We start from the raw sequence: 10,267 nt of genomic DNA on the forward strand, positions 1-10,267 counted from the left end.
CTCAGGCGGCCACCCGCACCGGGGTGCCGGCCTTGGTCAGCAGGCTGCGCACCGCGACCGCGGCTCTGCGTCGATTCGGCACGGTGGCCCGGCCGGCGAAGACGTCGTAGTCGTTCGCCTCGATCTCCTCGAGGATGCCGCCGTAGAGCGCGAACGCCGTCCGCATGCAGGCCTGCGAGGCCGGCTCCAGCATGACGATGCCGGGGGCGGCGGCCGCGTAGTGCTCGCGGGCGACCCCGATCTCGTACCGGACGAGGTCTTTGATCTCGGGGGTGGCCACCCCGCGCGCGAGGTCGTCGCGGGTCACGCCGAACCGGCCGAGGTGCGATTCGGGCAGGTAGACGCGGCCGCGCTCGAGGTCCTCGGCGATGTCGCGGATGAAGTTGGTGAGCTGGAAGGCGAAGCCGAGCTGACGGGCCGGCTCGCGGGCGGCGGCCGGGTCGCGCGACCCCAGGATCGGCAGCATCATCGTGCCGATCACGGCGGCCGAGCCCTCCATGTAGTCGAGCAGGTCGTCGTAGGTGGCGTACGAGGTCTCGGTGAGATCCATCGCCATACACCTCAAGAACGACGCGAAGTCGTCGATGGCGAGATCGAAGACCGCGATGGTGTGCAGCACCGCGGGCAGCAGCGGGTCGTCGACCGGCTCACCGCGCAGCCCGGCGACGAAGGCGCCCGACCACTGGTTCAGCCGGGCCGCGCGCTCGGCCGCGGGCAGCTCCGAGGTTTGATCGACGATCTCGTCGGCATACCGGGTGAATCCGTAGAGGGCGTGCACGTGCCGCCGTTTCCAGGCCGGAAGGAGCCTGGTCGCCAGGTAGTAGGTGCGCCCGTGGCGCTTGTGCAGCTCACGGCAGCGCTCGTAGGCAGCGGCCAGATCGATGTCCACGGGAAGCCTCCGGAGAAAAAACGACGCACGAATCGACGCAACTTCAAAGTAAGGGTACGGTACTGCTCGTGGCCAACGACATGCTCGAGGGAAACCTGCACCGGGGTATACCCCGCCAGGGCGCCTCGCCGCACGCGCTGATCGACGCGATCCAAGGGACGCTCGCCGACTTCCTGGCCACCCAGATCGCCTCGCTCGACTCGATCGACCCGGCTCTCGGCCGGTTCGCCCGCACCGCTCGCGAGCTGGTGCACGCCGGCGGCAAGAGGCTGCGGCCGGTCTTCGCGTACTGGGGCTGGCGGGGGATCGCCGGACCCGCCGCGCCGGTCGAGCCGGTGCTGCCGGCCTTCGCCGCTCTCGAGCTGATGCACACCTTCGCCCTGGTGCACGACGACGTGATGGACGACTCCGACACCCGCCGGGGCCGGCCCACCGCACACCGCATCTTCGCCGGTCAGCACGAGGACGACGGCAGCGTCGGCGACTCCGGGCGGTTCGGTTCGGCCGCCGCGATCCTCATCGGCGACCTCTGCCTCGTGTGGGCCGACCAGCTGCTGGCCCGCGCCGACGCGCCGCCGTCCGTGCGCGCCTGCTACGACCGCATGCGGGTCGAGGCGATCGCCGGGCAGTATCTCGACGTTCTCGGCGAGAGCCAGCCCGGTGCCTGGTCGGTCGACCGCGCTCTGCTGGTGGCCCGGCACAAGACGGCCAGCTACACCGTCCAGCGCCCGCTGCAGCTCGGGCTCGCCCTCACCGGCACCGCCGAGACCGATACCCATCAGGCGTACGGGAAATACGGTCTCGCCGTCGGCGAAGCGTTCCAGCTCCGCGACGACCTCCTGGGTGTCTACGGCGATCCCACCGTCACCGGCAAACCGACGAGTGACGACCTGCGCACCGGCAAGCCGACCACCCTGCTCATGCTCGCCCGCAAGCTGGCCACCCCGGCTCAGCGCGCCGAGCTGACCCTAGACCCCGCCGGAGCCGTCAACCCCGCCGATGGCTCCGGCGGCTTTACCAACGCCCAGATCGAGCGACGCGCCCACATCATCACCGAGACCGGCGCACCCGCCCGGCTCGAGGGCATGATCCAGGAGCGCGTCGCCGACGGCGTGGCCGCGCTGGCCCAGGCCCCCATCCATGAGGAAGCGCGTGCGGCGCTCATCGAGCTCGCGGTTCGTGTCACGCACCGCCCGGCATGATGTTCACCCGGAGGTACACACGATGAGAACCGTGACAGGACCCACCGACCACGTGGTCGTGGTGGGCGCCGGCTTGGCCGGCTTGGCCTGCGCTCTGCATCTGGCCGCGGCCGGACGACAGGTGACGGTCGTCGAACGCGAGGCCGTGCCGGGCGGCCGGGCCGGCCGGCTCAACCTTCAGGGGTACGAGTTCGACACCGGCCCCACCGTGCTGACCATGCCCGAGCTGATCGCCGAGCCGCTGGCCGCCGTCGGCGAGAACCTGTCCGACTGGCTCGAGCTGACGCCGCTCGACCCGGCCTACCGGGCCTACTACCCGGACGGGTCGACGCTCGACGTGCGCACCGACACGGTGCGGATGGCGGCCGAGATCAGCCGGGTCTGCGGCCCCCGCGAGGCCGACGGCTACCTGCGGTTCGTCGATTTCGCCCGGCAGCTGTGGAAGCTCGAGCGCAACCACTTCATCGACAAGAACCTGGACACCCCGCTCGACCTGGTCAACCTCAACCTGCTCAAGCTGCTGGGCATGGGTGGCTTCCGGCGGCTCCAGCCCAAGATCAACCAGTACTTCCGTGATCCCCGCACTCAGCGGATCTTCTCCTTCCAGGCCATGTACGCGGGTCTGGCGCCGCACGACGCCCTGGCCATCTACGCCGTGATCGCCTATCTCGACTCGGTGGCCGGCGTGTTCTTCCCCAAGGGCGGCATGCACGCCGTCCCCCGGGCACTGGCCGGCGCGGCCGAGAAACACGGCGTGACGTTCCGCTACGAGACCACGGTCACCGAGGTCGAGACGTCGAACGGCCGGGCCACCGCGGTGATCACCGCCGACGGGTCGAGGATCCCGGCCGACGCGGTCGTCCTGAACCCCGACCTGCCGGTCGCCCAGCGCGACCTGCTGCCGCAGCGGCGGCAGCGCAACCTCACCTACTCACCCTCTTGCGTCGTTCTGCACATCGGCTCCCGGCAGGGATACAGCAAGATCGCGCACCACAACATCCACTTCGGATCGAAGTGGCGCGGCACGTTCCAGGAGGTCATCGACCGGGGGCTGCTGATGAGCGACCCCTCGCTGCTGGTCACCAACCCCTCGCAGACCGATCCGGCCGCTGTCCCCGACGGGCGGCACAGCTACTACGTGCTCGCCCCCACCCCCAACCTCGTCGCCGGCCCGATGGACTGGCGCGGCGGCCTCGGCGAGCGGTATGCGGCGTCGCTGGTCCGCACGCTGGAACAGCGCGGCTACATCGGCTTCGGCGACGGCATCGAGGTGCAGCAGATCATCACGCCCGCCGACTGGGAGGACCAGGGCATGGCCGCCGGCACGCCGTTCGCGGCCGCCCACACATTCGCCCAGACCGGCCCGTTCCGCCCCAGCAACCTGCACCCTGGCCTCGAGAACGTGGTCTTCACCGGCTCCGGCACCCAGCCCGGCGTGGGCGTGCCGATGGTGCTGATCTCCGGCAAGCTGGCCGCCTCGCGCATCACCCGGGTGGCGTCGTGACCGCACGCGAGGCCCATCTGGTCGAGCTCGTCGACGCCGAAGGCCAGGCGGTCGGCACCGCCACCGTCGCTGATTCGCACCAGGCGCCGGGCCGGCTGCACCGGGCGTTCTCGGTGTTCCTGCGCGACGAGTTCGGACAGGTGCTGTTGCAACAGCGGGCGGCCGTGAAGACGCGGTTCCCGCTGCGCTGGGCGAACACCTGCTGCGGGCACCCGCTGCCCGGCGAGGCGGTCGAGGAGGCGGCGGCCCGGCGCATGGTCGAGGAGATCGGGGTGACCGGCGTGCCGCTGACCGAGGTGGGCGTCTACGCCTATTACGCCGAGGATCCGGCGACCGGCCGGGTCGAGTACGAGTACGACCACGTGCTGGTGGGCGACCTGCCCGCGGGCGCGCACCCCGCGCCCGACCCGGACGAGGTGGCCGGCCTGCGGTGGGTCTCGGTGCCGGCGCTCCTCGGCGACATGGAGAGCGACCCCCGGTCGTACGCGCCCTGGCTCCTCGGAGTCACTCAGCGTCTCGCGCATGACGACCGTTCCGTCCAGCCCGATGGCCGGTGAAGGACTGACCGCCGGGGCCGTGGCCCGTCGCCTGGGGGTAGCAGTCACGACACTGCGTACGTGGCACCAGCGGTACGGCTTGGGGCCCAGCGAGCACGTGCCCGGCCACCACCGGCGCTACAACGGGCAGGACCTCGACCGCCTGCAGGTGATGCGGCGGCTCACCGCCCAGGGAGTCACCCCCGCCGAGGCGGCCGCGTGGGCGCAACGCATGCCGCTCTCCGCGTCTCCGGACGACCTTCCGGCCCGGTCTGCCCGCGACGGCGGCGGGCACGCCATCCCCCTGGGCCCGGCCGACCCCGCCGCTCGCGGCTTGGCCCGGGCGGCCATGCGGCTGGACGGGCCGGCCATGCGGGAGATCCTGGAGACGGTGATCGCGGAGCGCGGTGTGGTCCGCGCCTGGGACGAGGTGGCCATGCCGGTGCTGATCGGCATCGGCGAGCGCTACGAGTCGACTCAGCGCTTCATCGAGGTGGAGCACATGATCTCGCGGGCGGTGACCGAGGTCCTGGGATCGGTGACCCGCCCCGACAGCTCGATCTCGCCCAAGGTGCTGCTGGCCGCGGCCGACGAGGAACAGCACACGTTGCCGTTGGAGGCCCTGGCCGCCGCCCTGGCCGAAGCCGGAGTGCCCTGCCGCCTGCTCGGCCCGCGTGTGCCCCCGGCCGCCCTGGCCAATGCGATCGACCGCACCGGCCCGACCGTGGTCGTTCTGTGGTCGCAGACTCCATCGAGCTCCGACCCGGGCCAACTGGCCCGGGTCGCCTCGTCGCCCCACCCGCCCCTGCTGACGGCGGCCGCCGGCCCTGGCTGGCCGGCCCCGTTGCCCGACGGCGTGGTCCAGCTCACCAGCCTGGCCGACGCCGTCGCCACCGTCGTCGCCGCCACCCGCTGATGTTTGCGCTGGTCAGGGCGTCGCTCCTCGAAAAGGGATACCGGTTTGGAGAGCGGGCGGTGGATCACGTATGCTTTCCAAGCCTCAAGCGGGGGCCCGGTTGGGGTCAAAGCCGAAAAGTGTCGCAGGCATGCGATACTGACGGCGTTGCCCTCATCGTCTAGTGGCCCAGGACGCCGCCCTTTCAAGGCGGTAGCACGGGTTCGAATCCCGTTGGGGGTACTGGTAGGTTAGCGGAAGGCCTTCGCTAGACTGGCCAGGCAGTACGAAAGACAGAAATGAATAGCAAGGTCCTGTGGAGCAGTTGGAGTGCTCGCCGCCCTGTCAAGGCGGAGGTCGCGGGTTCAAGTCCCGTCAGGACCGCAAAGCAAGAGCAAGGCCAGGTAGCTCAGTTGGTACGAGCGTCCGACTGAAAATCGGAAGGTCGGCGGTTCGACCCCGCCCCTGGCCACCAGGCCTCTCGCCGGGCACTGAGCACCGTCCACCTGCGGAAACGCACGGTGGACGTTTTGCTATCCGGCCTGCCGCGTGCTTACCGCGATGGGGCAGTTCGCTCACGATTGCTCACAGCCCGCCTTGACGGCCTGTGCCGGGTCAGCAGGCCTACCGCTTCCTCCACCCGGGCCGCCGTCGTCGTCCGCTTCACCCGGTGGGGGTGAGGCGCCGTCGGGCGTCGCCCCGGTAGGCCTACGACATGAGGGTGAACGTCGACAATTTCGTACGTGCAGAGACTCATCGAATGTTCTTCGATCTTCAGCGGGACGCCGGCGGCGTGAACCGGTTCCTGCACAACCGCGAACCCGCCTCCGTTGATCGGCAGACCGTCATTCGGCTGAATCGCGACACGCTCTACAGCTTCGCCGTGGTCGACATCTCGGAGGGGGCCACGCTGTCCTTGCCGGACCCTGAGCGTCGCTACGTCTCGGCGATGGTGGTCAACGAAGACCACTACGTCAACCGCGTAATCCACGAACCGGGGGACCACCAGCTCACGGCGAAGGAATTCGGCACGCCGTACGTCGTCGTCGCCGTGCGCACCCTGGCCGACCCGCGTGACTCCGATGACATGGCCACGGCCAAGGCGTTGCAGGACGGCCTGCGCCTCCATGCGACAGCCGCGCAACCGTTCGAATCACCGAAGTACGACGTTGCCAGCCTCGACCACACGCGCTCCGCGCTGCTGGCCCTTGCCGCGGGGATGGATTCCTTCGAGCGCAGCTTCGGACGCAAGGAACAGGTCAACCCGGTACACCACCTCATCAGCACGGCAGCCGGCTGGGGCGGACTTCCCGACGCCGAAGCCGCGTACGTCGGCGTGGCGCCCGACCTGCCTGTCGGTGAGTACAGCCTCACCGTTGAGGATGTGCCGGTTGACGGCTTCTGGTCGATCTCGGTCTATAACGCCGACGGCTACTTCGAGCCCAACGCGCGGGGCGCCTACAGCGTCAACAGCATCACTGCCGCCCGCAACGACGACGGCACCGTGACCGTCCTCTTCGGCGGCGACGGCGACCCAGCCCGCAACTCACTGCCCATCACAGACGGCTGGAACTACCTCTTGCGTCTCTACCGGCCGCGTCCGGAGATCCTCGACCGCACCTGGAATTTTCCAAGCTTGACAACGAAATAGCGGCGGCCCCAGGCGTTTCTGCCCTGTGGTGGTTCGCCGCCTGGGAGCGTGCGATCCGCCTTCTTCCCCGACCCGCCGCGATCCGAGCGGCGCGGCGGCACGCGAGTGACCGCGCCTCCGGCGACCGGGGCCGGGGTCCTTGTGCCGGCCCGGGCGGTGCCCACGACGCCGGCCTCGAAAGGGCGACGTCGCGGGCACCGACCGCGGAGACGAGCCGTGAGTGTGGCGGGCACCAGCCCTGGACCGCCACCGCTCCCTCGCGGCTCACTCCGGTGAACCCTCATTCCGCGGAGGTTCAGAATCGGTCGCGCGCGGCGGCGCATGAGAACTTTCAGCGAGGCAATGCGGCGTCGATGCGGTCGAGGACCGCGAAATCGCTCAGGCGCCGGCTGACGTAGGCGATGGCCAGGCCCCGCGCCGGGTCGGCGTAACCGGCCGAACCGCCCAGCCCGCCGTGACCCCAGGTGCCGTCCGGCTCCAGCTGCACGCCGAGACCCCAGGTGACCTCTTCACCGATGAAGAGATCCGGCCCGGTGTATTGCGGCAACGCCACCGCGGGCAGCGAACCGTCGAGCACGGCGGCGTAGAAGCGGGCGACGCCGGTGGCGCTCGCGTGCAGATTGACCGCGGGGACCGAGGCCCGGCGCCACCCGGGGCTGTTGACGACGGCCAGGTCGCGGGCGCCCGGCGGGTTGGCGATCGCCCGGCTCTTCGGCGAGCCCGGGGTTCCGGCATTGCGGGCCGGCCAGCCGGGAGCGTCGAATTCGAGCTCGGCGCAGCGACCCATGTCCTTATCGGACAGAGCGAACCCAAAATCGAAGCGGAGCTCCTCGGCGACGAATCGGGCCGGCGTGCGGCCGTCGACCCGGCGCACCAGTTCGCCGAGCAGGTGGCCGTAGGTCAAGGCGTGCTCGGCGGCCACCTGGCCCGGCTCGTACTCCGGGGTGGCCTCGGCCAGATCGGCGCAGAGCAGATCCCAATCACTGAACGCGGACGTCGGTCGCGGCACCGGGAAGGACGGCAGCCCGGCCGTGTGGGACAGGACCTGGCGTACGGAAGCCGGGGTCTGAAAGGACGGCCAGTAGGCCGACATCGGCGCATCGAGATCGATCAGTCCGCGCTCGGCGAGCAGGACCACGGCCATGGCGATGACCGGTTTGCCGGTCGAATAGACATTGACCAGCGTGTCCGGTTGCCACGGGTCGGTGCGGGCCACGTCGCGCCAGCCCTCGACCAGCTCGACCACCGGTTCGCCTTCGCGCAGGACGGTCAGCGCCGAGCCTCCGCGCGGCTCGGTGGCGAAGGCCTCGGCGACTGCTTCGAAACCCGGTGCGATCACGTCAGCGATCCCTTTCCAGCAACCTCAGATTCCGTACGCCGGTGGCGCCGGCGACCCGCAAGGTGCGCCCGATCCGGCGGTCCCCGACCACGATCATGTGCCGGTGGCGGGGAAGGCCGGCCGCCGCCCGGACGATCATGGCAGCCGCGCCGTCGTCGAGCGACCGCAGATGTCCGAGGTTCAGATGCACGTCCGGGTCCAGCCGCACGGCCTCGGCCAGCGCATCCCGCAGCGCGTCGGCGCGGCTCACGTCCAGCGCACCCGACACCCGGATGCCGGGCGGCACGTGTTGACGGCAGATCCGCAGCTCGGCGTCCTCGTGATAAACGGCAGCGGCCACCGTACGCGGGTGGGTCCTCGACGCGTAGGCCAGCGTCACCGGATCGAACGCCTCCCGGTCGTACTCGCACAGCGCGGTGAGCCCGCCGTCCGTGAACAGCTTGGCCACCTCGTTCTCGAAGACCAGCAGCTGCTCGGCACCCGCCTGCGGACGCGCCGCCCAGCACATGTCGAGGCTGACGCGCAGCCCCCGCGGCGCCTGATCGACCTCGGCACTCAGCCGGCGCACCATTGCCGTCGCGTTCGGAGCCGACCCCGCTCCCCACAACTCCTCGACCGCAAGCACCACCTCGCCCGCTCGGATTCCGCGCTGACGCAGATCCGCGGTCACCGGCGCATCGGTGAAGCAGAGCACCCGCTCGCCCCGCTCCAAGCCGGCGCTCACAAAGGCGGCGAGGAGGTCGAGCCGTTCCTCGGGTTCGGAATAGGTGAGACAGGCGTGATCACCGGGCTCGAGCTGATCCACCGCTGCCATGACGCTCTCCCTCCCACCCCGGCCCTGTTACCCGTGCCCGATCCCGGCCAAGCCCGTCCCGAGGTTTCGCCCGCTTTCCCCTGGGAACCGTCACGTCATGCAGCTGTTCAACCGGTTGGAGACGAACCGTTCGTTCGACGGCGTGATCGAGAAGATCCAGACGGCGATCGTGTCGGCGCCCGAACGCGTACGGGATGTGCTGCACGGGGTGTGGCTCGGTCATCCCCTGCATCCGGTCATGGTGCAGGTGCCGGTGGGTGCCTTCATCTCGGCCGGGGTGCTCGACCTCCTGCCGGGTCAGCGGCGGGCGGCCACCACGCTGATCGCCATCGGTACTGCGACCGTGGCTCCGGCGGCCGCGGCCGGCTGGACCGACTGGTCGCAGATGACCAAGGACAAGCAGCGCGTCGGCCTGGTGCACGCCACGGCCAACGTGGTGGCGGTCAGTCTCTATGCGGCCTCGCTGGTGGCGCGGTCGCGGGGGCGTTCCGGGCGGGTGCTCAGCTATGCCGGCCTGTCGGTGGCTGGGCTGGGTGCTTATCTCGGCGGCCACCTCTCGTACGCCCGGGGTGGCGGCATGAATCAGGCGGCGCCCGACCTCAACCGGGTGCCGGCCGAGTGGACCTCCGTGGGATCGCTGGCCTCCCTCCCCGAGGGCAAGCCGGCGGTGCGAACCCTGCCCGACGATGTGCCGGTGCTGCTGTGGCGCCAGGGTGACCAGGTCACCGCGATGATCGAGCGTTGCGGTCACGAGACCGGGCCGCTGGGTCAGGGCGAGGTGGTCGGGCACGGGGACGACGCCTGTGTGGTGTGCCCCTGGCACGGCAGCACGTTCCGGCTCCGGGATGGCGTCGCTGTCCACGGTCCGGCGGCCAACGATCAACCCCTGCTTCGCGTACGGGTCGAGGCCGGCCAGGTGGAAGTGGCCCAGCCTTGACCGTTTCCCGGCGCTGAGCTGGCCATATGCGAGACACTGGTACCCGATTTGGAGGCCAGGCAACGCCCGTGTAATGTTTTGCGAGCCGGCAGGGAAACGGACGAGGCAGCGGAGAGATCCGCAGCGGCCGTCCTGCCAAATCCTACGAACTTCGGATCGCAGCCACGCTGTGCTCCTGGACCGTGGGGTTTACTGGGACGAAGCGGCACCAACCGGGAGATACCGGTTGACAACGCCAGGAAGACCCAGTAAAGTTGAGCGAGTGCCCCGGGGCGGTTGACCGGGTGTGGTTGTTCTTTGAGAACTCAACAGGGTGCTTGATAAGCCAGTGCCAATTAGTAATACCCCGGCCGGCTTACTCCTTTCTTCGGATAGGGGTGTCGGTTGGAGATTCCTTTGGCAACATTATGTTGCCGGGACGCTTTTCCAAAGATTTTGTTGGAGAGTTTGATCCTGGCTCAGGACGAACGCTGGCGGCGTGCTTAACACATGCAAGTCGA

General features: G+C 69.7%; 9 protein-coding genes, 3 tRNA genes and 1 rRNA gene. 10 read left to right on the top strand and 3 right to left on the bottom strand.

The features are described from left to right. Position 1 precedes the first annotated feature (1 nt). A complete protein-coding gene (locus NAG42_RS20695; protein ID WP_250032098.1) occupies positions 2 to 889 on the bottom strand; it encodes a phytoene/squalene synthase family protein in 888 nt (295 codons plus the stop codon). Positions 890 to 957: 68 nt separating this feature from the next. Between NAG42_RS20695 and NAG42_RS20700 the strand changes: the two genes are divergently transcribed. The 8 genes from NAG42_RS20700 (at position 958) to NAG42_RS20735 (ending at position 6,677) form a co-directional block, all read left to right on the top strand. After that, positions 958 to 2,091 carry a polyprenyl synthetase family protein gene (locus NAG42_RS20700; protein ID WP_250032099.1) on the top strand — a complete coding sequence of 378 codons (1,134 nt, stop codon included), beginning with the start codon at positions 958 to 960 and terminating at the stop codon, positions 2,089 to 2,091. Positions 2,092 to 2,113: 22 nt separating this feature from the next. After that, on the top strand, positions 2,114 to 3,595 hold the full coding sequence (gene crtI, locus NAG42_RS20705; RefSeq protein ID WP_250032100.1) for a phytoene desaturase family protein: 1,482 nt from the start codon (positions 2,114 to 2,116) through the stop codon (positions 3,593 to 3,595). Continuing rightward, positions 3,592 to 4,152: an isopentenyl-diphosphate Delta-isomerase gene (idi, locus tag NAG42_RS20710; protein WP_250032101.1), complete on the top strand. Its 561-nt coding sequence runs from the start codon at positions 3,592 to 3,594 to the stop codon at positions 4,150 to 4,152. The genes crtI and idi overlap by 4 nt, the downstream gene beginning before the upstream one ends. After that, the gene (locus NAG42_RS20715; RefSeq protein WP_250032162.1) at positions 4,142 to 5,047 is read left to right on the top strand and encodes a MerR family transcriptional regulator; all 906 of its coding nucleotides are present in this window, start codon (positions 4,142 to 4,144) and stop codon (positions 5,045 to 5,047) included. Before idi ends, NAG42_RS20715 begins: the two co-directional genes overlap by 11 nt. Positions 5,048 to 5,196: 149 nt before the next feature. Then, a tRNA-Glu gene (locus tag NAG42_RS20720) sits at positions 5,197 to 5,269 on the top strand. A 67-nt stretch (positions 5,270 to 5,336) separates the two neighbouring features. Further along, positions 5,337 to 5,410, top strand: a tRNA-Asp gene (locus NAG42_RS20725). 14 nt (positions 5,411 to 5,424) lie between these two features. Further along, positions 5,425 to 5,501 (top strand) — tRNA-Phe (locus NAG42_RS20730). A 285-nt stretch (positions 5,502 to 5,786) separates the two neighbouring features. Next, positions 5,787 to 6,677, top strand: a complete 891-nt coding sequence (locus tag NAG42_RS20735; protein ID WP_250032102.1) for a DUF1254 domain-containing protein — start codon at positions 5,787 to 5,789, stop codon at positions 6,675 to 6,677. Positions 6,678 to 7,008: 331 nt separating this feature from the next. Here the strand turns inward: NAG42_RS20735 and NAG42_RS20740 are convergent, their stop codons facing one another. Both NAG42_RS20740 and NAG42_RS20745 read right to left on the bottom strand, forming a co-directional pair. Further along, positions 7,009 to 8,016 carry a serine hydrolase domain-containing protein gene (locus NAG42_RS20740; RefSeq protein WP_250032103.1) on the bottom strand — a complete coding sequence of 336 codons (1,008 nt, stop codon included), beginning with the start codon at positions 8,014 to 8,016 and terminating at the stop codon, positions 7,009 to 7,011. Position 8,017: 1 nt separating this feature from the next. Continuing rightward, positions 8,018 to 8,830: an MEDS domain-containing protein gene (locus tag NAG42_RS20745; RefSeq protein ID WP_250032104.1), complete on the bottom strand. Its 813-nt coding sequence runs from the start codon at positions 8,828 to 8,830 to the stop codon at positions 8,018 to 8,020. A gap of 97 nt (positions 8,831 to 8,927) precedes the next feature. On the opposite strand from NAG42_RS20745, the gene NAG42_RS20750 reads away from it, so the two are divergent. Further along, a complete protein-coding gene (locus NAG42_RS20750; protein ID WP_250032106.1) occupies positions 8,928 to 9,767 on the top strand; it encodes a Rieske (2Fe-2S) protein in 840 nt (279 codons plus the stop codon). A 435-nt stretch (positions 9,768 to 10,202) separates the two neighbouring features. Continuing rightward, a 16S ribosomal RNA gene (locus NAG42_RS20755) occupies positions 10,203 to 10,267 on the top strand; the annotation flags it as partial.

This window comes from Paractinoplanes maris (assembly GCF_023544465.1).
Lineage (GTDB): Bacteria > Actinomycetota > Actinomycetes > Mycobacteriales > Micromonosporaceae > Actinoplanes > Actinoplanes maris.

Coding starts and splice junctions, on each gene's coding strand:
- crtI (WP_250032100.1), top strand. CDS start 2,114: ATGAGAACCGTGACAGGACCCACCGACCACGTGGTCGTGGTGGGCGCC.
- NAG42_RS20715 (WP_250032162.1), top strand. CDS start 4,142: ATGGCCGGTGAAGGACTGACCGCCGGGGCCGTGGCCCGTCGCCTGGGG.
- NAG42_RS20735 (WP_250032102.1), top strand. CDS start 5,787: ATGTTCTTCGATCTTCAGCGGGACGCCGGCGGCGTGAACCGGTTCCTG.
- NAG42_RS20745 (WP_250032104.1), bottom strand. CDS start 8,830: ATGGCAGCGGTGGATCAGCTCGAGCCCGGTGATCACGCCTGTCTCACC.
- NAG42_RS20750 (WP_250032106.1), top strand. CDS start 8,928: ATGCAGCTGTTCAACCGGTTGGAGACGAACCGTTCGTTCGACGGCGTG.